Raw genomic sequence first — 24,832 nt, 5'->3', positions numbered from 1 at the left:
GCTGCCTTTTGTCAGCAGATCGACAAAAAAGCGTCCTGTCTGAGTGTTGCAAACTGGGCATGGCCCTGCAATGGCGCAAAAGGTGCCCGGTCCGTACCGGTTATAAGCACAGTACTTTGAAAATTTTGCAGAATTTTTTGCAAAGATAACCGGCGCTGCTCATCCAGATGGACCAGAGGTTCATCCAGTAGCAACAGGGGAGCAGTTCCCCTGTGGTCCCTGACCAGACGGGCATGGGCCAGAATAAGCCCGATGAGCAGGGATTTCTGCTGCCCGGTGCTGGCCAGCGCGGCGGGAAGATTTTTTTTCACGTCGGTAAGCTGGAAATCACTTTTATGCACACCAAAGCTGGTGCGCCCTTTCTCACGGTCCACCATGCGTGAGGACGCCAGTTGTTCCTTAAGCCAGTCTTCCACCTGGAGTGCGGGGGCACCATCAAGTCTGTCTGCTATGCCGCAAAGCAGGCGAACCTGCACTGCGGGAAATGCATCCATATCCTGCTGGGCATAAAGGTTGATCTGTCGAACTGTCTCATTACGCGCGGCTGCAACCGATACGCCGTGGCGCGCCATGGCGGCCTCCAGCCCGGAAAGCCAGACCCGCTCATTGGAGCGGGTCTGTAGCAGGCGGTTTCTCTGGCTCATGGCGCGGTCATAGGCTGCCAGTTCGCGGGCATGATGGGGGTAAGCCGCCATGACCAGCCGGTCCAGAAAACGGCGGCGGCCAGAAGCACTCTCACTGAACAGCCGGTCCATTTGTGGGGTTAGCCAGACTGCCGCCAAAGGGTTTTCCCACGCATTCTGGTTGCGGAGGGGGTTACCATTAAGCAGGAATATACGGCGCGGTGTGTCGGTTCCGGGTTGCAGGCCCGTGCCAAGTTCCATGGGTTCGCCATCAACCAGTATATGGGAGGCAATACCCCAATGAGTGCTGCCATTTTGGCCAAACTGGCCCAATGGAGCGCTGCGCAACCCGCGACCGGGTGTCAGGAGTGATACGGCTTCGAGCAGATTGGTTTTGCCGCTACCATTCTCCCCGGTCAGGACAACAATGGGGGCTTGCGGGCAAAGGGTGATCTGGTCGTAGTTACGAAAGCGGCAGAGGGAAAGTCTGGTCAGTTGCAGTCGTGTAGAAGGTTCCTCCCCCCTGCCAGAAAACAGGGAGGGGGATATATGATGATGCTGTGTGAGCGTTGTCACACGCGCATCGGCATTAGAACATACAGAGCGGATGGGCTGTCCACATCCCGGACAATGGTGGGGGATGCGCTATCGGCAAAGCAGAATTCGACTTCTTTTTCCACCTGATCGGTAATGTCGTTCAGGTAACGGGCCTGAAAGCCGATTTCGAGCGCTTCGGCATCGTAGGAAATTCGGTTATCGTCGAGCTCTTCCTTGGCTGTTCCCTGCTCTGCGCTACTGGCTGAGAGGGTAAGAAGGCCGGGCTCGAGCATAAGTTTGACCGGACGGGAACGTTCCTGACTGATGGCGGCAACACGTGCCACCGCATCGGAAAAGTCTTTTTTGCCTACACGTAGAATACGGGTGTTGTTGCGCGGAATAACGCGTTCGTATTCGGGGAATGTGCCATCAATCAGTTTGGAGGTCAGGGTAATCGGACCAACGGTGAACTGAATTCTGGTTTCGGAAAGGGCGACGGCAATCTCTTCGGGTGCTTCATCAATAAGCTTGCGCAGTTCAGCCACGGTTTTGCGCGGGATAATCACGCCGGGCATGCCTGCGGCCCCTGCGGGCATTTCAGCTTCCACGCGCGCAAGGCGGTGGCCATCCGTTGCAACAGCGCGCAGCAGTGGCTTACCGTCTATGTCTGCTGCATGCAGATAAATGCCGTTCAGGTAGTAACGTGTTTCCTCGGTGGAGATGGCAAATCGTGTGCGGTCGATCAGGGAACGCAGTATGCTGCCATTCAACTGGAACCGGTGTGGGAACTCCCCTGCCCCCATGGATGGAAAATCATCCACGCTCAGCACGTTCAGGTGTGTTGCATAGCGTCCTGCACGCAGGTGGAGTTGGCCATCGCTATCCGTCTGGTCGAGTTCAACCACGACACCATCGGGCAGTTTACGCACGATTTCGTACAGCACGGAGGCAGGTGCGGTTGTCGCTCCTTCCCGCGTTATGGAGGCGGGAACGTTCTCAACGACCTCGATCTCCATGTCGGTGGCCTTGAGGGACAACTGCCCGTTCGTGGCCTGCATGAGCACGTTGGCGAGAATGGGAATGGTGTTGCGTTTTTCCGCCACGCTCTGGATATGAGCCAACGCCTTGAGGAGCGTTGCGCGCTCTGCCGAAAATTTCATTGATCCCTCTTTCCTGCACAGCAAGTCCTGCACTCCTTAGCGGAGCTGGAACCCGTCTTATCCATAACTAACAGGCCGCGCTTATCCGTCAATCCTTTTGGATATGCTGGTTTTTCAGCTTTCCAGCATGCGCCGCATGAGTTCCACGTCTTCTGCAAAAGCCGCGTCACGTTCCATCAGTTCTGTCACGCGGTTTACCGCGTGCATGACGGTTGTGTGGTCACGGTTGCCAAATTTGCGGCCGATCTCGGGGAGTGAGCGGCTGGTCAACTGCTTGGCCAGATACATGGCCACCTGCCGGGGGCGCGCCACATTGCGGGCACGACGGGCGGAGGACATGTCAGTCAGGCGGATGTTCCAGTGCTCGGCCACTTTTTTCTGAATTTCCTCAATGGTCACACGCCGGTCATGGGCCTTGAGAATATCGTGCAACACATCCTGCGTGGCTTCCAGTGTAACCGGACGACCAAACAGATTGGCGTGGGCGATCAGGCGATTGAGTGCCCCTTCGAGTTCGCGCACATTGGACGTGATCTTGTGTGCCAGAAATTCCAGCACTTTTGCCGGGACAACTACCCCGGATGCGGCTGCCTTGGCTTCCAGAATGGAAATGCGCAGTTCAAAGGTCGTGGCGTGGATATCGGCCACCATGCCGCAGCCCAGACGGGTACGCAGCCTGTCTTCCAACCCGGATAGATCCGAGGGGGATTTGTCGGCCGAAACCACAATCTGCCGACCGGCATCCACCAGTGCGTTAAAGGTGTGGAAGAACTCTTCCTGCGTATTGTCCTTGCCGATCAGGAACTGAAGGTCATCGATCATCAGAACATCCACGGAGCGGAGTTGCTCCTTGAATTCGATCGTGGACTGGGAGCGAATGGCGGCAATAAAGCGATACATGAATTTTTCGGCGGACATGTAGGCCACCGATACATTGCCGCTCTTAACCAGTTCAGCACCAATGGCATGCATAAGATGCGTTTTGCCCAGACCAACGCCACCATACAGAAAAAGCGGGTTAAAGCCGACGCTGGAAGGTTTTTCCGCAACCCGGCGTGCGCAGGCATAGGCGAATTCGTTGGGTTTACCCACCACGAATGTATCAAACGTAAACCGGCTGTCCAGCGCGGTCACAAGGTCGCTGCGCACTTCGGCAACGGGTCGGCTAGCCGGACTACTTTCTTCCGTTGCGGGAGCGCTGGCTGTGGGCGTGGGGGTTACTTCAGCCAACTGGAGGGGGGCTGGGTCTCCGGGGCGAGCTACCTGTAGCTCTACGCGCCGGAGTGCTGGAACCTCATTATGCCACAACTCGTTCAGCCGGTCTCCGTACTGGCTGCGGACCCAGTCGCGTAGAAAGCGGGTTGGCAAAAGGAGCGTAATTTCATCACCATCAATCGGGCCAAGGGCAATCTGGGTAAGCCAGGTGCGGTATTCAACCTCCCCGACCTCACCTTTCAGGCGGCCACAGATACGCAGCCACGATTCCGCAAGCCCCTTGTTGTCTTCCAGTCGGGAAAAGGCGCTTTCGTCATCGTCCACTCCGATTGTCATTTTTGCTCCCGAGCGGTCATTAAAAAGCGCATATGCTGCGCGAAAAACTCAACGGTGCCTGTGCGTTACGCCCAAGCCACCGATGCCAATTTGTCCTGATGCATGGACCTTGTCTCAGCGCGACCGTGGATACTCTTTTTGGTCAGGCTTGCTCAAGGGGCATTCTCACCAGAATAAAGCAGTGTCATGCCTGCGGGCAATGAAAAAGCATTTCCGGGTTGCAGGGCAGGACTGTGGGGGAACGGACCCCACAAAAAGCAAAGCCGAACCATCGGCACGATGATTCGGCTTTGCTGCAAACAATCACCTAGGCAACCCTTGCAGGCTGCCTGATCGCTTGATTACGCTGCTGCCAGCGCCTTGATGCGGGCGGACAGACGGGAAATCTTACGTGCAATCGTGTTGTGGTGAGCAACGCCCTTGCTGGCTGCACGCTGGATTTCCGGCTGTGCAACGCGCAGAGCTTCACGAGCGGCTGCCTGATCCCCGGATTCAATTGCGGTTTCCACTTTCTTGATGAAAGTGCGCATGCGGGATTTGCGGGCCGTGTTACGGGCAGTCCGCTTTGCGGTCTGCCGGATGCGCTTACGCGCCGAAGCGATATTCGCCATGAGTTTCTATTCTGTCCAGCACTAAGAAAAAAGTAAGGTGCCGACGCGCCGGATAGCCCGTCAGCACAAAGAGTAAGCGGTGCTGTAATGCACGCATACGCTTTCAGTCAAGCATGTTCCGGTCCGAACGCTCGAATTTTACCCGTTTTTCTGATGCTGCGGGCAGAAAAAAGTGGTGCGTCCGGCTTGTGTCATATGCTGTACGCCCGCGCATTTGGGGGTGCCGGGGCACTTGGGGCAAGGTTGCCCTTTTTTACCATAAACCTGCCATGCATGTTGAAAATAGCCGAGCCCGCCCTCTGGTCGGGCATAATCCTTCAGGCTGGAGCCTCCTGCCGCAATAGCCTCGAGCAAGACAGAGCGAATGGCGCGAACCAGAACGCCAGCAGCCCGTGGCCTGAGGTCACATGCTGGCATGGTTGGGGCAATGGAGGCCCGGAACAGGGCCTCGCATACATAAATATTGCCCAGCCCCGCCACGACATGCTGGTCCAGCAGGAAGGGTTTTATGGGAGTGCGCCGCCCCTTGCAGGCATCCAGCAGCGTTTGCGGGCTAAACGTGTTGCCCAATGGTTCGGGCCCCATTTTGGCAAAAGCACGGTAAGTATTTTCCGCGTGGGTGGGTGTAAGGTCCATCATGCCAAAGCGGCGCGGGTCTATGTACGCGCAGCGTTTGCCGTCATCGGTCACAAAGACCACATGTTCATGAGCCTGTGGCGTTTGTGGAGAATCGAGTAGCACCCGCCCGGACATGCCCAGATGCAGTATAATCGACTGCCCGCAGGACAGGCGGATAAGAATATATTTGCCACGCCGATAAAAGCTCTGGATTGTCGAGCCTGTAACCTGCTGCGAAAAATCGGCAGGAATCCGCCATCTCAAGTCGTGCCGACGGATAATGGTCTGCACAATGGCGCGATCTTGCAGGGCTATCTGCATGCCGCGCATCACGGTTTCTACTTCGGGGAGTTCCGGCATGGCTATAAAGCAGGGTATAGAGGAAACCCATGACCGACAACTCTTTTGCGCCCTCCCCCGCTCCTTCTGACGTAACAGTGGAAGAAACGGATTTTGGCTTCCGTTCCGTCAGGAAGGAAGAAAAGAAAAACCTCGTCCGCGGCGTGTTCGACAGCGTGGCCGGGCAGTATGATGTGATGAACGACATCATGTCGCTGGGAATCCACCGAATATGGAAGCGCATATTCGTGACCGAACTAGGCCCCCAGCCCGGCCTGACGCTGCTCGACCTTGCCGGTGGCACGGGCGATATTTCATTCGGCTGGCTTAAAGCAGGCGGTGGCCCGGCCGTTATGACCGATATTAATCGCAGCATGCTCTCCGTTGGGCGTGATCGCGCTCTCAATCGCGGGCTTGTATCCGACCTCTCCTTTTGCGTTGTGGACGCGGAGGCCATACCCGTGCGGGACATGTCCGTAGACCGGGTATCCATTGCCTTTGGTTTGCGCAACTGCACGGACAAGCTCGCGGTTATTCGGGAAGCACGGCGTGTGCTCAAGCCCGGTGGACGCTTTTTGTGTCTGGAGTTTTCCCGCGTGCAGGTTGCCGCACTCGCACCTATTTATGATGCGTGGTCCTTCAAGGTACTTCCCGCCATGGGCGGAATTGTTGCCAAGGACCGGGAGAGCTACCAGTATCTGGCAGAAAGCATCCGTATGTTCCCGGATCAGGAAGCGCTGGCGGATATGTTCCGTGAGGCGGGGCTGTCCCATGTCCGGTATCAGTCCCTGTCGGGCGGGATTGCTGCAATCCATTCTGGCTGGCGTATCTGATCTGGTATGTCCGCAGCCTCCCCTTCCCGCTCGGTATTGCTGATTGTTGGCGGTAGTATAGCCGCCTTCAAGGCTCCGGAACTGGTGCGTCTTTTGCAAGCGGAAGGCATGCAGGTCCGGTGTGTGCTGACCGAGGGGGGGCAACAGTTTGTAACCCCCCTTACATTACAGGCCCTGAGCGGTCAGCCCGTGCATACTGACCTGTTCTCCCTGACCGCCGAGCAGGAAATGGGGCACATTGCCCTTTCGCGCTCGGCGGATGTTCTGCTGGTTTGCCCGGCATCAGCCAACCTGCTGGCGCGCATGGCTGGCGGCATGGCGGATGATCTGGCAGGGGCACTGCTTTTGGCGACTGATGCGCCGGTTATGGCCGTGCCCGCTATGAATGTGCGTATGTGGGAGCACCCCGCAACACAGGCCAACGTAGCGTTGCTGGCTGAGCGCGGAGTGCGGATACTCCCCCCGGCATGTGGTCCCATGGCCTGTGGGGAGTTTGGGCCAGGGCGTATGCCTGAGCCTGTGGAAATCAAGAATGCAGTGCTGGCTTTTTTTCGCCAGCAGCAAAGCAAGGTTGGGCCTTTGGCCGGACGGCGCGCTCTGGTTACGGCAGGACCAACGCATGAGCCACTGGATCCTGTGCGCTATCTTGCCAATAGGTCATCGGGCCAGCAGGGGTTTGCCCTTGCTGCGGCGCTGGCCGATCTGGGAGCCGACGTAACGCTTGTCAGCGGACCAGTCTCCCTCCCTCCCCCCGCAGGCGTGACATATCTTGCGTGTGAAACCGCGCGCGAGATGCATGCCCTAGCCATGGGGAGCGGGCACTTTGATGTGGCGGTCTGCACCGCGGCCGTTGCCGACTGGAGGCCCGAACATGAGGCGGGGCAAAAAATAAAAAAAACCGGCGCGCCTGATGCCGCTCCTCCCATAAAACTGGTACCTAATCCGGATATTCTGGCAGAGCTTGCCGCCCCGGGGCCGGGCAGGCCTAAACTGGTGGTTGGCTTTGCCGCCGAAACTGAAAATGTGATCGCTCATGCCACAGCCAAACGGCAGCGCAAACAGTGCGACTGGATTGTGGCGAATGATGTAAGCCCCCAGACTGGCATAATGGGTGGGCAGGAAAATCAGGTCGTGCTGATAACGGCTGACAGTGTTGAGGCGTGGCCAAGAATGAGTAAGGCAGACGTGGCAAATCAGCTTGCCGAGCGTATAACTGTCTGGCTTTCTGAATAGCGTTGATACAATATCTGGTTGAAATCCAAGGAGCAGTGTATGTCCGCCTCTGAAAAACCGTCCGGCACCGTTGGTATAAAGGTTCGGCGACTTTCTCATGGGCTGGGTTTGCCCCTGCCAGCATATGCCACAAGTGGCGCGGCAGGCATGGACCTTCTGGCAGCGCTTGAGGCTCCCATGCGCCTTGAGCCGGGACAGAGAGGACTGGTCCCGACCGGATTGAGCATTGCTCTGCCCGCCGGGTACGAATTGCAGGTGCGCCCCCGTTCGGGGTTGGCACTCAAACACGGCATTGTTCTGCCAAATGCTCCGGGCACTATTGATGAAGATTACCGCGGCGAGGTTGGCGTTATCGTCATGAACGCCGGGCAGGACGCTTTTGTTATAGAACCCGGAATGCGCATTGCACAGGCAGTCATTGCGCCCGTTGTTCGTGCAACGTGGATCGAGTGCGATGATCTGGACGAAACCGAGCGTGGCGCGGGAGGGTTTGGCAGTACAGGAACGGGAGCATCATGAGGGACCGGCAGCAGGAATTTCCGTTCTCACCAGAGTTATGCTCCTCGCTTCCCGCGCCTTGTCGTGAACAACATGGAAGCTGGCTGGCCGGGTTAATTGTTTTTTCTGTTATTCTGCTCTGTGTTTCCTGCCTTCCCTCTACTATTCCGGCGTTTTCTGGCGTTGTGGAGGCCTTGCCGCTGGGGTTGGTGTACCTGCCTGATTACGCAGTACAGACCATAGGTCGTATGCTGCTCGGGTTGGGCTTGTCGCTTTTGTCTGCCCTTTTTTGCGTGGCGTTTATCTTCAGGAGCCGCTGGGCGGCAAAGTGCCTGCTCCCTCTGCTGGATGTTGGGCAGTCTTTTCCCGTGTTGGCCATTCCTCTGCTTGTTCTGCCATTTGTACGTGTCCAGATGCCCACACAGGCTGGTGGTGCGGAAGTGGTGGTTATTGTCACCATCTGGTGCAGCCAGTTCTGGGGGATGGTGCAGGTGTTGTGCCAGCGGTTTTATGGCGTTCCTGCTGAACTGGAGGATGTCGTATGCTGTTTTGGGCTGACGTCGTGGCAAAAGTTCTGGCAGTTGGAAGTGCCGTTTGCCATTCCCGCACTGGTGCGCAAAACCATGCTGTCCATGGGCGGGAGCTGGTTTGCCGCGCTCTATGCGGAAAGCGTGGTGCTGGACGGTCATAACTGGCTTTTTGCGGGTATTGGCTCTTATGTCCGGCAAGCTGCAAGCGAGCGCAATGTGGGTGCGCTGCTAACGGCACTGGCTTGTATGCTGGCCATTATTGTTCTTTTTGACCAGTTTCTGTTCCGGCCTCTTTCTGCCTGGGCTGTGCGTTTCCAGCCTGGCAAAGTCGGGGAGCCTCATCTTGCGGAGCCTTGGTTTCTCAGGCTTTTGCGGCGTACGCATGTATTCCGCCTGTGTGTTCTGATGTGTGTAAAAGCCGCGCGCAGGTTCAGTCGCCTGCCGATCGGGTCGCGCTATGTGCAGAAGCATACGGTTGGTGGTGCTAAAAGTCGGTATGGCAAGGTTGTGGGGGGGATGGGTCTTCTGGCGGTTGCGCTTGCCAGTGTTCTGGCATGGCCACACCTGCATGCGGCGTATGGGTTGCCTGTTCTGTTAACCGTCCTGTTTTGTGGCGGCATGACCGGCATGCGTGTTTTTATCATGGTTGGCCTTGTGTCCTTGATCTGGATACCTCTAGGCGTCTGGCTTGGGCTTAAGTCATCCTATGCCGGACGCATGCAACGGTTTATCCAGTACTGCACGGTTTTCCCGGCTAATCTGTTTTTTCCATTATGGGCGGCCGGTTTGGTCGCCTGCCCGTTTGTGCCGACATTCTGGCAATCGCCACTGATTGTACTGGGTGCGCAGTGGTATATTGCCCTTGGGGTTCTGGCTGGTGCCAGTGCTTACCCATCCGACCTTCTTGAAGCCGCACGTAACCTGAATGTTAAAGGTGGGCTGTGGTGGCGCAGGGTACTTTTGCCCGGAATTTTACCATATTATCTGGCGGGTCTTGTGGCTGCGACCAGTAGTGCATGGAATGCGGCAATTGCTGTGGAGTGGCTCCAGTGGGGGCAGACAACGCTGAGCGTGCATGGTCTTGGTAGTTTTATGGCTAAGGCTTCCGCTCGTGGCGATGTGGCCTCCGTGGCGCTGGGTGCTGTAGCCATGTGCCTGTTTATGATGTTTTTGAACGCTTTTTTATGGCGTCCCTTATCTGATTATGTCTCCCGCCGTCTGAAACTGAATTGAACGGATTAACCTGAAATGGTGTTTCCCTCTCAAACTGGGCGTAATGCGTCACAACAGACAGTTCTGGCGGAACTGCGCAATGTCCGGCAATTTTATCATAAAGACAGCACGGCTGATGTGCAGGTGCTGGACGATGTGAATCTGACCATCCATGCAGGCGAGATTGTTGGACTTCTGGGGCGTTCGGGGTCAGGAAAATCCACCCTTTTGCGGATTATTGCAGGGTTGCTACCGCCGACATCGGGCGAGGTGCTGTGGAAGGGCGAGCCTCTTAAAGGCCCAACGCAGGATGTCGCCATTGTCTTCCAGTCCTTTGCACTTTTCCCTTGGATGACGATTGAAGAAAACGTAGCCCTTGGTCTGGACGCCAAGGGCGTTCTCGCCGCAGAACGTGATACATTGGTGGAAAGTGCGATCGATCTGATCGGTCTTGGTGGTTATGAGAACGCATGGCCCAAGGAACTTTCGGGCGGGATGCAGCAGCGCGTGGGGCTTGCACGGGCACTGGTTGTTAATCCTGCGCTCCTGTTGATGGACGAGCCATTTTCCGCGCTGGATGTGCTGACAGCGGAGAACCTGAGAACCGACCTGGTCGAGCTTTGGTCGGACAATAAACTTCCCGTACAGAGTATGTTAATTGTGACGCACAACATCGAAGAAGCGGTGTTGATGTGTGACCGGATTGTGATTTCCTCCTCCAATCCGGGGCGTATTGCCCATGTTCTGCCAGTCCCCTTCCCTCATCCACGTAATCGTGAGGACACAGCTTTTCGTCAACTGGTCGATCATATTTATGCCTTGATGACGCAGCGTGCTCCGATTATCTCGGAAGCAGATCTGATGCACCGTGCCACAGCGGCGTCTTCCATGGCGCCGGGCTTCAGGGCGTTGGTTCCAGTGTCGATCACCATGATGATCGGTATGATGGAGGCTCTGGCCGGACCACCGCTGAACGGTCGGGCGGATCTGCCGGTTCTTGCGGAAAAACTTCAACTCGAACTGGATGATCTGTTCCCGTTAGGGGAATCTCTGGAACTGCTGGCTCTGGCGGAACTGGAGGATGGAGACATTCTTCTGACCAACGAAGGCGTTCATTTTGTATTGAGTGATCTGGATGAGCGCAAAGCCATAATGGGGCATGCGCTCCGGCACCATGTGCCGCTGGTTAAAATGATCTGCGCCCTGCTGGATGAGCGCCCCACACATAGCGTTAAAGCTGAACGCTTCAGGGACGAACTGGAGGCCAGTATGTCGCCCGATTATGCCAGACAGACACTCCAGACCATTATTGGTTGGACCCGCTTTGCGGAACTGTTCGACTATGATGAAGAAAGCGATCGTTTTTTTCTGCCAGACGATAGCCGAGAATAATTATGCCTCTGGCTGTAGCCATGCACCGAGCGCCTGCCGTGCCTTTGCAAGCTTTGGTGCAATAACTGCCTGACAATACCCCGCATTGGGGTGTTGGGCATAGTAGTTGTGATGTTCAGGTTCCGCAGGCCAGAACTTATCCAGCGGTAAAAGCTGGGTTACAGGTCTGGCTCCCCACACATTGGTATCGGTTATGGTCTGGATGACCTCTTGGGCAATATCGCGCTGATGTTCTGAGGTATAAAAAATAACAGATCGGTACTGAGTTCCAACATCATGCCCCTGTCTGTTCAGGGTTGTTGGGTCATGTAGTACAAAAAAGCTTTCCAGAATTTGCCGGTAGTCCAGTATGGCTGGGTCGTATTCCAGCAGAACAACCTCGGCATGTCCCGTCTGCCCTGAACAGACCTGCTGGTATGTTGGGTGCGTAGTCGCACCGCCTGCATAACCGGGGGTGGAGGAGATTATGCCGCGCATCTGGCGGTAAACGGCATCGAGGCACCAGAAGCAACCCCCACCCAGTACTGCTGTTTCCGCCATGCGTATCTTCCTTTAATCAGGCGGCCCCGCCTTTGTGCGTTTAAGGCGGGCCGGTTTGCTCAGGCTATACGGGACAAGGCGGCTTTTAACCGCACACATTCACCTTGCTGGCTTTCCAGACGATCCCGCATCTCCTGCACGATTTCTGGTTTAGCGCGACTGACAAAGTTTTCGTTCCCAAGTTTCTTTTCTGTCTTGGCGACCTCATCCTCAGCTTTGGAGAGTTCTTTTTTAAGGCGTTCACGTTCAACCGTCAGATCAATCAGCCCTTCGAGCGGAATGATCACGGTGGCTTCATCGACAACAGCCTGAGCGGAACCTTTGGGAATATCGCCCGCGAGTGAACTGGTCTGTGTTACGCGGGCCATACGGCAGATGGCTTCCTGCCACCGTCCGATACGCTCCAGCGTTAAGGGGGCTGCATCCTTGAGCAGAACCGGAGCTGTCTGCGATGGTGGAACGTTCATTTCCGCCCGGACGGTACGGATTTCCGTAATCAGGCGAATAATCTGTTCGCATTCCGCCATGGCCTCGTCAGCACCTGTGGGGGCTATGGGGAGTGGCCATTCCGCAGCTATCAGGCTCCCTTCCTCACCAAAGCCGAATTCATGCCACAGCGTATCGGTTACAAATGGCACAACAGGCTGGAGCAGGCGCAGGATCACGCCAAGTACATAGCCTGCAACGGCGCGGATTTCCGCCGCCTCCTGAGCGTTGTCGGAGTTGAAGACCGGCTTGGCGAATTCAAGGAACCAGTCACAATAGCGGTTCCACACAAAGCGGTAGCAGGTCAGTGCGTATTCATCAAAACGATACGCGTCCAACGCACGGGTTGCATCTGCAATAGCTGTTGCCGCTTCGGCCAAAATCCAGCGGCCCAGTGGGGAACTGACCTGAGTGGGGTCAAAATTGACAGGTGCGCGCACACCGTTCATTTCGCAAAAGCGTGCCGCGTTCCAGAGCTTGGTAATAAAGGATCGATAGTCCTCGACCCGCTTGCGACCGAGTTTGACGTCCCGCCCGATGCCAGTGAGTGCGCAAATGGTAAAGCGCATGGCATCAGCGCCGTAATCTTCGATCAGTTCGAGCGGATCAATCCCATTGCCCTTGCTTTTGGACATTTTCTGCCCGTGCTCGTCGCGCACCAGACCGTGGATGAAGATGTTGCGGAATGGCACATCATGCATGAAGTGCTGACCCATCATCATCATTCTGGCGACCCAGAAGAAGATAATGTCGAAGCCTGTTACCAGAACATCCGTTGGGTAATATCGGTCCAGTTCGGGTGTTTTGTCCGGCCAGCCAAGGGTAGAAAATGGCCATAGGGCGGACGAAAACCACGTGTCCAGCACGTCTTCGTCCTGCGTAATGGGCTCGGCTTTGCCGTAATGAGCCTGAGCCTGCTTTTGTGCATCGTCTGCGTCATGGGCGACAAACACGTGCCCATCCGGGCCATACCATGCTGGAATACGATGTCCCCACCACAACTGGCGGGAGATGCACCAGGGCTGGATATCACGCATCCATGCAAAGAAAGTGTTTTCCCACTGTTTGGGAATAAAGCTTGCCCGACCAGATGTAATGGCTTCGATGGCGGGCCCTGCAAGTTTGCCTGCATCGCAATACCACTGGGTGGTCAGGCGGGGTTCAATAACCGCTCCACCCCGTTCCGCATGGGGAACCTGATGGCGATGAGGTTCAATTTTTTCCAGCCAGCCGGTTTCTTCCAGCTTGGCTACAATGGCCTTGCGGGCCTCCTCACGCGTGGTGCCAGCAAGTGCGTGAACAAAAGCGGGGTCAGCCAGCCCCTCATGCGCGCTCAGTTCTTCTGCGATTTCGTCCAGTACAATGCGGGCCTGCTCGTCCAGAACACTGAGCATGGGCAATTGGTGGCGGCGGCCGACTTCAAAGTCATTAAAGTCGTGGGCAGGCGTAATTTTGACAGCACCTGTCCCTTTTTCCGGGTCGGAGTGTTCATCCGCTACAATGGGGATCAGGCGTCCAGTCAGTGGCAGGCGGACGAATTGACCAATCAGGTTCTTGTAACGTTCGTCTTCGGGGTGAACGGCAACTGCCGTGTCGCCCAGCATGGTTTCCGGTCGGGTTGTGGCAACGGTAATGGTTGCATCGCCCTGCCCTTCAACCGGGTAGCGGATGTACCACAGATTGCCAGCAACATCCTTGCTCTCGACTTCCAGATCGGAAATGGCGGAGCGGAAGGCCGGGTCCCAGTTAACAAGCCGTCTGTCCCTGTAGATCAGGCCGTCCTTGTAGAGGGAGACAAAAACTTCTTTCACCGCGCGGGACAGGCCCTCGTCCATGGTAAAGCGTTCACGTGGCCAATCCAGCGATGCGCCAAGGCGGCGTAGCTGGCGGGTAATGCCGCCACCCGATTCCTCTTTCCACTGCCACACGCGTTCAATAAAGGCATCACGGCCCATATCCTGCCGGGTGGTTTTACCTTCTGCCGCCAATGTGCGCTCAACAACCATCTGCGTGGCAATGCCCGCGTGGTCAGTTCCGGGCTGCCACAGGGTGTCAAACCCCTGCATGCGTTTCCAGCGGATCAGGGTATCCTGCAAGGTCATGGTCAACGCATGGCCCATATGGAGTGTGCCAGTAACGTTGGGTGGCGGGATCATGATGGTAAAAGGTTTTTTGCCGCTTGCTGGCTGGGCAGAGAAAGCCTTCTTGCTTTCCCATAGTTCGTACAGCCGTTTTTCTGTTTGTGCAGGCTCAAAAGTCTTGTTCAGCATATTTATCCAACCACGCCACGTAAAAAAGGCGGCAGGCATCTAGCCCCCGCCTTTGCAGAGCAATTAACAGACCACAGGATTCCATTCCGCCTGCGGGTGATACCCGTGGGAACACGCAGGCGGAATGGAAGAAAACCTTACAGACCGCGCTGCGTCAGGCGTTCAACTTCCTTGCGTACAGCAGCCTGCACAATGTTCGCCAGATGGGCATCAAGCCATTTTTTGAGGAAAACGCGCACTTCCTGGCGCACGATGTCTTCAACCGTCAGAGACCCTTCATGCGTGACAGCCACTTTTCTCTCCTCATGTTCTCTAAGATATTTTTCCTGCAGGTTTTTCTGCAGAACAGCAAACGAGTTGGCGGTATCGGAAACCGTTTCGTCATTCAAGGGGATGGGCAATGGACCAGACATGGTATGTTCAGCCTTTTTGTTGAGTTCGATCTGCCTGAGATCCGTTACAGATAATACTTCATCATGATCCACGGCCCGCGGTTGCACAAGATCGGCTTTGCTGCCTGCTTTGGCTGCATCCGTGGTGCTGGTGGGGGCAGCGGGAGCGTCTTTTTCTCCCGGCTGCGCAGAGTCCATCATGGATGGGGACAGGACAAGCACATCCTCGTCCTCGTCCGGATCATCCTGTGGCTCCGAGGCATGCTCTGCTGTAGCCGAAAGGTGCTCATCATGCAGTACCTGCCGAATGGAAGAGAGGGTATCCGCTACTGATTTACCTGTCTCTTCAGATGAGTCCTGAGGCGACACCATACAAACATCCCTGTTACTTCTGGCTTAACATTATCGACCCGGCTGGTTGAGCGCATAGTCGCTCAACCCCCATAACCGATCCTTTACCGCGTTATAGTATGCCTTGTCATCATAAAGGGGAACATTCAGCTTTAGATCGGCTGCGGTCAAGCGGCCAATGGCTGCGGCCACGTTGTAAGAGGCAATGACCATGTTGCTCAGGCTCTGCACAAGAGCGACCTGCGCCTGCAAAAGAGTCTCCTGCTGCTGGAGCACGGCTAGCGTTGTGCTGGTGCCAACCATGGCCTGCCGTTCCACACCGCCCAGCGCGACTGTTCCCGCCTTGATCGCGATCCGGTTGCTGGCGATGGATGCCTGATAAGTGACCAGTTTCTGCCAGTTGGAAACAGCATCCTGCGCGGCTGCGCGGCGCTCGACGTCCACCTCGCGGTGCGCTTCCTGCGCCAGTTGCTTGGCCTGACGGACGGCAGCATATTCCGACCCACCCTGATAAATAGGGATATTAAAATTGAGGGCGGCATATTTGCTGTCGTTGATCTGATTGTTCAGGGCCTGATTGACCTGATGCTGGTAGCCCACTGTTGCTGAGACTTTAGGCAAGATGGTGGACATGGCAACGCCTACGGAATCCTTGTGGGAGGCTTCGGTAAAAAGCGCGTGAATGACGTCCGGGTTATTCTTGACCGCCAGTGCTGCTGCGGTCTGTTCGTTTTTAACCGGTAGTATCAGGGGTTGTGGTGGCACAAGGTTGGGCGGTGGTGCCATGCCAATAACCTGCATGTAGGTTGCCTGCGCGGTCTGCAATGTTCCTTCGGATTGTTGCCGCGTGGCCTGTGCGGAGGCGTAGGCTGCCTCTGCCTGCGCAACATCGGTCCTTGTGATTTCCCCCACCCTGTAACGCTCATTTGTCGCGCGCAACTGCTGTTGCAGAACCTGTTCGTTATTAATGTTCAGTTGCAGGAGCTGTTCGTCTTCAATCACGCCTACATAGGCGCTGACCACTTGCCGGAACACCTGCTGCTCGACCGAAATAAGGTGGGCACGCGCCGCCATGACCTGATTAACGGCTGCGTGGGTCGCGGCGGTGGTTTTGCCCCCGCTATAGATGGGCTGATTGATTGCAACACCCGCCGAATACCCCGGTGTATCGTAACGCCGCAGGGACTCGTGTGTGCGGGGGTGGCCGACCCCCTGATAATCATTGATCCCGTTGTAGTACGAAAGCCCGACCTGACTGGTTATTGTGGGGTGCCAGCCAGCAAGTGCTGTCGGAACCTCTTCATCCGTGGCGCGGAGTGTGGCGCGTGCGGCCTGTAAGGTCGGGTTGGTCAGATACGCGGCGGCCAGAGATTCCTGCAACGTATGCGGGATAAAAGAAGGAGAGCCGCTTCCATCGTATTTTTGCGCCCATGCGGTTGTGCCGCACAGTATGACCGCCATGCTCAGGCCGGTTTCGCAAATACGCCGCATAAGGCTGCTCCTGCTTGCCAGTTACCGCAATGTGCTTGCGGCACCGTTCAATGCCATGATGTGAGATTAAATTCCAATTTATAGTTTATGAGGGTCAGAAATGTGGCGACCTTCTGGGCGGGTTTTAAAAGGAAAAAGCATGTTCGGGGCTCATGCCCGGCAGCAGGGGAGCCTGTGCTTCGAACAGAAAGCGCACTCTGAATGGTTTGGAATATCCCGGCTCCCTAACCGCGCTAAAGGCTTCGGGGAGGGACAGGCCGGTCTGTAGCAATCCTACAATGCAGCCATTGGCGGCAAGCTGGCTGTCGCAAAAGTCGGGTAATGCGGCAATGCAGCCGTCAAAATAGATCAGGTCGTACGGTGCTGTGTCTGTAAATCCCATGCTTAGCGGACCATTCTGCCAGACAACGGCTGGTGCCTGTGCATGACAGAATACCTGTCCAATCCGTGCCAGATCTGGGTTGGATTCGAGGGCTGTAACATCCAGACCACGCTGAGCAAAAAGAGCGGCTGTGTACCCGGTGGAGGCTCCAACAACCAGAACATGCTGCCCGGGCATAGGGTTGGCTGCCTGCACAAGCCGTGCGGTCAACAGGGGTTGTGCCAGTACACGCCCCTGTGTCAGCGGCAGGCTTGTATCCGCGTAGGCCGCATTGTGCAGGTCGGGCCGCATGCACTGCTCACGAGGGAGGTGGCGCATGATCTCCAAAATACGCGAATCGGTAATTTCTGACGGACGAAGCTGGTCGTCCACCATCAGGTTACGCGCTTCAGTGTACATGGCTGCATCCATTGACTGTTTTCCTTGAGGCATGGCCGTGGCCGCATGGACATTCATGTTGCGTAATCTCCTGATGAAGCATCGACCCGATTGACCCGTGCCGACCATAGACGAGAGTCTGTCTGACATACTGCTTTCAAATTGGCACAACACAACGGCTTGACCAATTTGAAAGAAAAGGACATAAGGCTTGCACCATACACCGTTGGTCCGGTGGCAGAATGGTGATGTAGCGGACTGCAAATCCGCGTATGTGGGTTCGATTCCCGCCCGGACCTCCACTTCCCCTTGAAAATAAATGACGCCTGTTGACATTCCTCGCGGAAAACTGCGCTTTGTCACTCCGTGCCTTATGACATGGAATGATGCCGGGAGACGGGGAATGACAGGTATTCTGGGGGTATATTTGGGGGTAGCATCTCCATGCCGGGGGTATCGGGGGTATTCATGCTGACTGATGCCGCTGCCCGTAAAGCAAAACCACAGGAAAAGCCTTACAAACTGGCCGACTCTGAAGGGCTGTATTTGTTGGTCCAGCCTAATGGTAGCCGACTGTGGAGAATGAAGTATCGCATTGGAGGGAAAGAGAAGCTTCTCTCCTTTGGGAAATACCCCGAGGTTTCTCTGGCTGGAGCCAGAAAAGCTCGGGATGATGCAAAAGCAGAAATTCGCTTATCCAGAGACCCTTCCCTCACGCGTAAGCAACGTCGCGCGGAAGCCGCGTGCGCTCAGAACCATTTACAATCTGTAGGTGAAAGCTGGTTGAACATGAACCGCTCCAACTGGAGTGCCGTTCATCTTGAGCAAGTTCAGAGAAGCCTAGAAAGGTTCATCTGGCCATCTTTAGGCAATATTCCGATTACAGAGATCACGCCGCCAATGGTTTTGGCAGTCATTGAAGGTATTGAGCGTAGCAATGCCAAAGAAACAGCGCGGCGCGTAAGGCAGAGGTTATCTGCTATTTTTACATACGGTATTGCCCGCGGCCTTGGCGATGCAGATCCAGCAGCCGTAATTAAGGGAGCACTGGCGCCTTTGAAAAAGGGGCGCATGCCGGCAATCACTAACTTAGCCGAATTACAAGAGATGTTGCGGATAGCAGAAAGTCTTCCCGCTCATCCGGTGACAGTGCTTGCCCTGCGGTTTCTGGCGCTTACGGCTGTCCGCCCAGGAGAAGTCCATGCAATGCCTTGGACAGAATTGGAAGGTGATACCTGGACGATCCCGGCAGACAGAATGAAAATGCGTCGTCCGCATGTTGTGCCGCTCTCTCGTCAGGCACTGGAGGTATTAGAGGCAGTGAGGACCCTGAGTGGCCGAGGCCCCATGGTTTTCCCCAATGCGCGGTGGGCTCATAGGGCCATGTCAGAAAATGCTTTGGGCTATTTTCTGAACAGAGCGGGCTATGCAGGAAGGCACGTGCCGCATGGTTTCCGGTCTTCCTTTTCATCGATCATGAATGAACGGCACCCAGAAGATCGTGCCGTTATTGACCAAATGCTTGCGCATACAACGCGGAACCAAGTCGAGGCAGCATACAACCGGGCTGAACATAGAGAGAGAAAACGGGAGTTGGCTCAGGAATGGGCGGACATTTTATTCGATAATTTTCCCGACCCGATAGAACTTCTGGGTAAAAGTAGACGGTAAGTCTGCATTTAATTCGTGATAATTACCTCGCCACGTCGCCCCCTGCCCTTTTCACTTCGACTGATTGAATAGTTCACCTCTACCGCCTCTACGTGAAACGCAGAGAATATGTCCCTTACTTCTGGTCTGTCGTTCAATGACAGCACAAAACGCCCCCTGATCTGGGCCAGTTGCTCCGCCATCGCCACGAACTCGGAGCGAGCAAACGGCGCATTGTAGTCCTTTTCGTTCCCATAGTAGGGCGGGTCCAGATAGAAAAGCGTGTCCGGGCGGTCATACCGGGTAATTACGTCTGTATACGGCAGGCACTCGACCACCACCCGGCTTAACCTCTGGTGGGCCTCATCCAGTATCTGCCCCAGCTTATGCACATCAAAGCGCGCTGGATTGATAGCCACCCCGAATGCCCCATTGACCTTCCCGCCAAACGCTAAGCGCTGAAGGTAAAGAAAGCGGGCCGCCTTGTGCAGGTCCGTCAGCATGATGGGGTCGCTCTTTCGCAGGCGTTCAAAGTCTTCCCTGCTGGTGACCTGCCACCGCAACACATCCATCAGCGGTACGTAATGCCACTTCAACACCCGGAACAGATTGGCCACATCCCCATTCAGGTCATTGATCACCTCACAGGGTGACACAAAATTCCGGCGGAAAAACACACCACCCATCCCCACAAATGGCTCCACGTAAGCCCGGTGCGGGATGCCCCTGAGCAATGGAACAATCTTTTTGGCTAGCAGTTTCTTGCCGCCCAAGTATGGGGCGACGGGCGAGACAGGTATGCAGTCTCTCAGATCGCTCTCATTCCCATTGAAACTCTCATCCATACTCCTTGCCCTCCAATAATCTTGACTCTCACGCCTCGTATGTTCTCTATACGTTCTCAATGGAGGGTACAAGCATGAGCGCACGCTATGCAGGAGATCGCACGACCGGCTTTGCCAGCCCGGCAGCTGATGCTGTTGAAGGGCCAATTGACCTCTCCCAGATTCTGGACCTCAAAAACCCTAGTCGCTACCCAGTGCGCGTGCGTGGCGCGACCTTTATGGGGCGTGGCATTCTGGATGGGGATATTCTGATAGCCGATACCGCAGGCTCTCCACAGGTAGGGCAACTGGTCATTGCCTGGGCGGCCGGGCGTGTGCTGCTGGCGGAGTTGCAGAAGCGCGACAAGGCATGGTGGTTGATCTCGGGCGATGACACGCACCCACCACTTCAGGTTGATCCTGCGCGTGATGTGGAGATCTGGGCCAACGTCACCAGTGTGGTGCGCGAGAAAGCCTGATGCTGTACGGACTGATCGACTGCAACAGCTTCTATTGCTCCTGCCAGCGCTCCTTTGACCCGGAGTTGAAGCACAGGCCAGTTGTCGTGCTGTCCAACAACGATGGGTGCGCCATAGCCCGCACAGCGGAAGCCAAGCAGCTCGGCATCAAAATGGGAGAAGCATGGCACCTGGTCCGCCATGAACGAAAGCTCTCAGACGTCCGTTGGTTCTCCAGCAACTATCCGCTCTATGCCGATATGAGCCGCCGCGTCTATCAGGTTTTGCTGGATTACAGCCCGAGGGTTGAGCCGTATTCCATTGATGAGATGTTCCTCGACCTCTCCGGCTTTGCCGTGGAGCTACATGCCCATTGCGGGGCCATGCGCCAGGCCGTTCAGCAGATCACCAAGGTGCCGACCTGCGTTGGCTGGGGACCGACCAAGACCATAGCCAAACTGGCCAACGGGCTGGCCAAGGACAGGCCGGAGTTGGAGGGGCTGTGCGATCTGACGGATTCGCAGACGCGCCAGAAATTTTACCGCAACGTGTCTGTGGGGGAAGTCTGGGGCATTGGCCGCCGCCTTCTCCCCAAACTGCACGATGCCGGAATGCGCACCATAGAGCAGTTTGTGGAGGCAAAGCCTGCGCATATCCGCAAGATCATGGCCATCACTGGCGTAAGGCTGCAAGCCGAATTACAGGGGGAAAGCTGCCTCCAGATAGCGGAAATAGCAGAGGCCCGCAAAGGCATGGCCTGCACCCGCTCCTTTGGCCGCCCCATTACCACTTATGAGGAAATGCATGAGGCCGTAACCGGATTCGCAGCCAAGGCAGCCGAAAAACTGAGGGCAGAGGATCAGGATGCCGCCCACATCGCTGTGTTCATTCAGACCAATCGACACAGGCGGGACGAAGGCTGGTACGCCAACCAGTTCAGCATCAGTTGCGAGCCGACCAATGATACTTTTGCCATTTGCCAACACGCCTCCCGCCTACTAAAGCGGATATGGCTCAATGGCTACCGCTATGCCAAGGCGGGTGTCATGCTGAATGATCTGGCACCTCATGGACAACAGAGCACCCTGTTCAGCACAGTCAGCACAAAACCAGAGCAAGAGAGCCTTCTGGCCGCCATGGACGGGATCAACCAGAAGTTTGGCAGCGGTACACTGTTCCCGCTCTCGGCAGGCATCAAGCGGGACTGGAAGCCCCGGCAAGCGATGCTCTCAGCACACTATACCACACGATTAGAGGAAATCATGGAAGCTCAGGCATGGTAGTATGTCTGCTTTCGCCTCATGTTGGTCGTCAATGTGGTCTCAAAAAACTTCCGTAAGCGGACATTACTTCGGCTCCAGGGTAGAATCCGAAATGCGTGAATACCAAGAGTATGAATAACTCTCTGTTTCATTTATTTTTCTGAAGCTAGGCAAAAGATGGATCAATCATCCCAAGTATAAAAGTCGATCTGCACATTGAGTATCTGGCAAGCAAAAGCTCTCTTCCCAGAATATTTTTGAAAGGTTACAATCTGTTTAAATAATGAATAGACACGGCAAAGTTTATGGCAAAATATTCAGACAAATTATTAAAAGCACTTGGTGGGTGGCAAAACGTTAAGATTTTTTATATTTTAGTGATATTGTTCGCACGCTTTGTCGCCGATGAGCATTCTATCAGTGGACTGCTTTCGCCGTCACATATAATACTGCCTTTCGATCGGTACGACATAATAAGCAGGCACTTAGTGTGGTGATATCTGACGGAAGAAGAGGCCCTCTTGGCCGCCTCTTCTCGCCATAAATGTCCAATTTTCATCTGGATAACTTAATGTGGAAGTTTAAGCGTCAGAAACATCCTTCCAACGTGGTTCGATACTCAAAGATGAATAAGATATCTCAGAAACATTTATAATATTAATCTCTCTGCTCTTTAATTCTAAAGAAGGGTCTCGATACAATTCTTGTTTCTTAGTTACAATACCGCGATAAACGACATAATTACCGATGTCGTCTTCTTTCCAAGGCTCTTCAAATTCAACCTTTGAGGTGGCCAAATGATCGTCATCTATTTTTATCGTAAGTGCATGTTGAAAAAGCACTATATTTCGTCCCCCTTTTTTCATGGCGGAAGAGCAGATAAAACCGTCCAATTTTAGCGTGGGTGAGTTTGCTAGATAATCTGCAACACATTGAGTGGGCAGATAGTCAATAGACTCGGATTGGGGGTTTACAGGACGAGCAAGTAGTTTGGAAAAATATTGCAAAAAAAACTGTCTATCCAGTTTGTCTCTGACATCTGGATCAAACGGTGACACATCTATTTCATAGTCCCCTAATGAAGTGAGGTCTAACAATTTGAGGTCGCGAAGAGGAGCCAAACTAGCAATAACAACTGTGGCACCAAGATGTGGGCGAACCTCTGCGCAAGCAGTTTCTGGTTCTAGCGCTGTGTAAAGTACAGGTATACCGACAGGGTTCATCCGTCCGCCGAAAATATTTCCTAAAGGCGGTGGGCCAAACTGCTCTGCGGGATATTTTAACATCTCGCATGCATGCGTTTCACTGTTCGCAACCCTAGCTCGATAAAGACGGGTCTCATTGTCACTGCCAAAAAATCTAATTGCAGTTTGAGGTAAATTATCAAATATTGAGTCGAGTAATTTCTTTATTTCTTCATTGAAAAAGCGAGACTCTCCTTTTAGACTTTGGCATGCACTGTCCCAGTCTATTTCCCGTAGACTAAAAAAAGGTATTCTAAAATGATATAAATAGTTGGGATCGAAAATATCCCACTTCCACGGCTCAATGTGATCTTGTCTGTGCTTTTGCTTCATAATTTGCAAGACAGCGTCCGCCACGGACTGACTACTCTGAAGCATTTTGGAAACTGCCACATCAAGACTGACGCCCGATTGGTCATCACTTGAAGACGTGTCGGCTGTCACGCAATCCATGAATGGGAAGAATGACCGATCCGCCAATGCGTCTACCGTTAAAGCTGGCTTCAAAGCACCGCAGAAGGAACATTCGTGAGGTGGTTCATTTTCCTGAATATTTTTTTTTAGAAATTGATCGCCAATACAAGAAGAACAAACCCAAGATTCGCTTTTATTGGTAGAGCCTTGGTCTGGCAATGAATGGGAGAAATTTTCCAACATTTTTTGACAATACTCCATACTGAATGTTTTGACGAATTTTTATATTTACAATTTCATTATTGCAATTCTGATTACATCGCACAATCAATGAATGGCCGATATCACTTATTTTCGACCGATATTGAACCTTCCGTTCTTTCGCCCAAAGTGCGAATAAGCGTTCAGTCGATAGAGTCGGAAAGGCTTCATCTGCTTCGTTCAGTGGAAGGGCGCGCATGAAGGAAAGCAAAGCACGAGTGGAGTTGGGTGATGGGCTCGTGCAATACATGACGATGGCCGATGACACCATGCGCGAGCTGCGGGCAGTCGACGCGGAAATCTCACAGAAGGGTTGTACATCGGGTTAGATTATGAAAAAGTCTGTTTTGCACAAAAGAAATTTTCGTAAGCTATAAGAAAACCCGATGCAGACAGAGTGTAGCGCAGGCGCGTATGAGTTTCCAGCCTCCTGTGGACGGCGTGTTGTGGCCCGTTTTGACGGGGGTCGCATGAGTTCGGATGGGGGCGTCATTCTGGTGAAGCAGGCTGATGACATTCTGGGTCTCAGCCGCCGCTTTGCTGCCTGTTTTCGCGATAAGCGGCATCCCGGCTTTGTGGAACACCGGGTTGAAGACCTTGTCCGTCAGCGGATCATGGGCCTGGCACTGGGCTATGAAGACCTTAATGACCATGACGCTTTACGTCATGATCCTGTCATGGGTCTGGTATCGGGACGTCTGTCAGGAAGCCGGGCCAACTGTGCGGCACTGGCAGGAAAATCCACGCTGAACCGGCTAGAGCGCAGTGGGCAGCAGGCAGATCGTTACTGCCGCATCATTGCTGATCATGAGGCCCTGGCTACCCTGTTCGTGACGCTTTTCATGGACCAGCATGAGCGCGCACCCGCCCGGATCGTTCTGGATGTGGATGCCACCGATGACCGTATCCATGGCCATCAGGAAGGCCGGGCCTTTCATGGATATTACGGCCATAACTGCTATCTGCCGTTATACATCTTCTGCGGGGACCATCTCCTCAGCGCTACCCTGCGCACGGCAGACAGGGACCCGGGGAAGGAAGCACTGGCAGACATCCGCCGGATCGTGGAGCAGATCAGGAGCCGCTGGCCCCGGGTGCGTATCCTGGTGCGTGGGGACAGCGGTTTCGCCCGGGACAGTCTGATGACATGGTGCGAAGACAACCACGTTGACTTCCTGTTTGGGCTTGCAGGCAACACCCGCCTGTATGACCGGATTGCCTCTTTGTCCGCTGAGGTTCGTGACGAAGCCGCCACGACAGGCAGAGCTGCGCGCGGTTTCGCCTCCTTTGAC

The 24,832-nt window shown here is 54.8% G+C and carries 21 protein-coding genes and 1 tRNA gene; 10 read left to right on the top strand and 12 right to left on the bottom strand.

What is annotated here, in order from left to right; genetic code table 11:
* Positions 1–11 precede the first annotated feature (11 nt).
* The 5 genes from recF to mutM all read right to left on the bottom strand — a co-directional run bounded on the left by recF (position 12) and on the right by mutM (position 5,460).
* A complete protein-coding gene (gene recF, locus GOB86_RS00110; protein ID WP_165990701.1) occupies positions 12–1,124 on the bottom strand; it encodes a DNA replication/repair protein RecF in 1,113 nt (370 codons plus the stop codon).
* Positions 1,125–1,195: 71 nt separating this feature from the next.
* Entirely contained in the window at positions 1,196–2,320 is a 1,125-nt protein-coding gene (gene dnaN / locus GOB86_RS00105; RefSeq protein WP_165990379.1) for a DNA polymerase III subunit beta, read from the bottom strand.
* Between the two features lie 114 nt (positions 2,321–2,434).
* Positions 2,435–3,871, bottom strand: coding sequence for a chromosomal replication initiator protein DnaA (gene dnaA / locus GOB86_RS00100; protein WP_165990378.1), 1,437 nt, complete (start codon positions 3,869–3,871; stop codon positions 2,435–2,437).
* 341 nt (positions 3,872–4,212) lie between these two features.
* Entirely contained in the window at positions 4,213–4,482 is a 270-nt protein-coding gene (gene rpsT, locus GOB86_RS00095; protein ID WP_165990377.1) for a 30S ribosomal protein S20, read from the bottom strand.
* 138 nt (positions 4,483–4,620) lie between these two features.
* On the bottom strand, positions 4,621–5,460 hold the full coding sequence (gene mutM, locus GOB86_RS00090) for a bifunctional DNA-formamidopyrimidine glycosylase/DNA-(apurinic or apyrimidinic site) lyase (protein ID WP_165990376.1): 840 nt from the start codon (positions 5,458–5,460) through the stop codon (positions 4,621–4,623).
* Positions 5,461–5,489: 29 nt separating this feature from the next.
* On the opposite strand from mutM, the gene GOB86_RS00085 reads away from it, so the two are divergent.
* From GOB86_RS00085 to GOB86_RS00065, 5 genes are read left to right on the top strand one after another with little or no spacing between them, the layout of a single operon-like run.
* Positions 5,490–6,272, top strand: a complete 783-nt coding sequence (locus GOB86_RS00085; RefSeq protein WP_165990375.1) for a class I SAM-dependent methyltransferase — start codon at positions 5,490–5,492, stop codon at positions 6,270–6,272.
* Positions 6,273–6,278: 6 nt separating this feature from the next.
* The gene (gene coaBC / locus GOB86_RS00080; RefSeq protein ID WP_165990374.1) at positions 6,279–7,505 is read left to right on the top strand and encodes a bifunctional phosphopantothenoylcysteine decarboxylase/phosphopantothenate--cysteine ligase CoaBC; all 1,227 of its coding nucleotides are present in this window, start codon (positions 6,279–6,281) and stop codon (positions 7,503–7,505) included.
* Between the two features lie 39 nt (positions 7,506–7,544).
* Positions 7,545–8,024 carry a dUTP diphosphatase gene (gene dut / locus GOB86_RS00075; protein WP_165990373.1) on the top strand — a complete coding sequence of 160 codons (480 nt, stop codon included), beginning with the start codon at positions 7,545–7,547 and terminating at the stop codon, positions 8,022–8,024.
* A complete protein-coding gene (locus GOB86_RS00070) occupies positions 8,021–9,766 on the top strand; it encodes an ABC transporter permease subunit (RefSeq protein WP_165990372.1) in 1,746 nt (581 codons plus the stop codon). The genes dut and GOB86_RS00070 overlap by 4 nt, the downstream gene beginning before the upstream one ends.
* A 15-nt stretch (positions 9,767–9,781) precedes the next feature.
* Positions 9,782–11,137 (top strand): ABC transporter ATP-binding protein, encoded by a 1,356-nt coding sequence (locus tag GOB86_RS00065; RefSeq protein WP_165990371.1) that lies wholly within the window; start codon positions 9,782–9,784, stop codon positions 11,135–11,137.
* Here the strand turns inward: GOB86_RS00065 and msrA are convergent, their stop codons facing one another.
* The 5 genes from msrA to GOB86_RS00040 all read right to left on the bottom strand — a co-directional run bounded on the left by msrA (position 11,138) and on the right by GOB86_RS00040 (position 17,460).
* Positions 11,138–11,677 carry a peptide-methionine (S)-S-oxide reductase MsrA gene (gene msrA, locus GOB86_RS00060; protein WP_165990370.1) on the bottom strand — a complete coding sequence of 180 codons (540 nt, stop codon included), beginning with the start codon at positions 11,675–11,677 and terminating at the stop codon, positions 11,138–11,140.
* Between the two features lie 59 nt (positions 11,678–11,736).
* A complete protein-coding gene (locus GOB86_RS00055) occupies positions 11,737–14,433 on the bottom strand; it encodes a valine--tRNA ligase (protein ID WP_165990369.1) in 2,697 nt (898 codons plus the stop codon).
* 137 nt (positions 14,434–14,570) lie between these two features.
* Positions 14,571–15,197, bottom strand: a complete 627-nt coding sequence (locus tag GOB86_RS00050; protein WP_165990368.1) for a DUF2497 domain-containing protein — start codon at positions 15,195–15,197, stop codon at positions 14,571–14,573.
* 30 nt (positions 15,198–15,227) lie between these two features.
* Entirely contained in the window at positions 15,228–16,667 is a 1,440-nt protein-coding gene (locus GOB86_RS00045; RefSeq protein WP_165990367.1) for a TolC family outer membrane protein, read from the bottom strand.
* A gap of 124 nt (positions 16,668–16,791) precedes the next feature.
* Positions 16,792–17,460, bottom strand: a complete 669-nt coding sequence (locus GOB86_RS00040; protein WP_165990366.1) for a protein-L-isoaspartate O-methyltransferase family protein — start codon at positions 17,458–17,460, stop codon at positions 16,792–16,794.
* Positions 17,461–17,655: 195 nt separating this feature from the next.
* On the opposite strand from GOB86_RS00040, the gene GOB86_RS00035 reads away from it, so the two are divergent.
* Together GOB86_RS00035 and GOB86_RS00030 are read left to right on the top strand one after the other, a co-directional pair.
* Positions 17,656–17,729: transfer RNA gene (locus GOB86_RS00035), tRNA-Cys, on the top strand.
* A gap of 166 nt (positions 17,730–17,895) precedes the next feature.
* Positions 17,896–19,098: a tyrosine-type recombinase/integrase gene (locus GOB86_RS00030; RefSeq protein WP_165990365.1), complete on the top strand. Its 1,203-nt coding sequence runs from the start codon at positions 17,896–17,898 to the stop codon at positions 19,096–19,098.
* Positions 19,099–19,106: 8 nt separating this feature from the next.
* Here the strand turns inward: GOB86_RS00030 and GOB86_RS00025 are convergent, their stop codons facing one another.
* Positions 19,107–19,922, bottom strand: a complete 816-nt coding sequence (locus GOB86_RS00025; RefSeq protein ID WP_165990364.1) for a DNA adenine methylase — start codon at positions 19,920–19,922, stop codon at positions 19,107–19,109.
* Positions 19,923–19,996: 74 nt separating this feature from the next.
* On the opposite strand from GOB86_RS00025, the gene GOB86_RS00020 reads away from it, so the two are divergent.
* Both GOB86_RS00020 and GOB86_RS00015 read left to right on the top strand, forming a co-directional pair.
* Positions 19,997–20,380, top strand: coding sequence for a LexA family protein (locus tag GOB86_RS00020; RefSeq protein WP_165990363.1), 384 nt, complete (start codon positions 19,997–19,999; stop codon positions 20,378–20,380).
* Complete coding sequence (locus GOB86_RS00015; RefSeq protein ID WP_242012358.1) at positions 20,380–21,642, top strand: Y-family DNA polymerase; 1,263 nt, start codon at positions 20,380–20,382, stop codon at positions 21,640–21,642. The genes GOB86_RS00020 and GOB86_RS00015 overlap by 1 nt, the downstream gene beginning before the upstream one ends.
* A 560-nt stretch (positions 21,643–22,202) precedes the next feature.
* On the opposite strand, the gene GOB86_RS00010 is transcribed toward GOB86_RS00015, so the two are convergent.
* Positions 22,203–23,522: an RES family NAD+ phosphorylase gene (locus tag GOB86_RS00010; protein WP_165990362.1), complete on the bottom strand. Its 1,320-nt coding sequence runs from the start codon at positions 23,520–23,522 to the stop codon at positions 22,203–22,205.
* 404 nt (positions 23,523–23,926) lie between these two features.
* Here GOB86_RS00010 and GOB86_RS00005 point away from each other — a divergent pair.
* Positions 23,927–24,832, top strand: a 906-nt coding sequence (locus tag GOB86_RS00005) for an IS1380 family transposase (protein WP_165990361.1), incomplete at its 3' end; no start/stop codon positions are given.

Source organism: Acetobacter lambici, from assembly GCF_011516885.1.
In the GTDB taxonomy this organism is placed as follows: Bacteria; Pseudomonadota; Alphaproteobacteria; order Acetobacterales; family Acetobacteraceae; genus Acetobacter; species Acetobacter lambici.
This window is presented reverse-complemented; position numbering and strand designations above follow the sequence as displayed.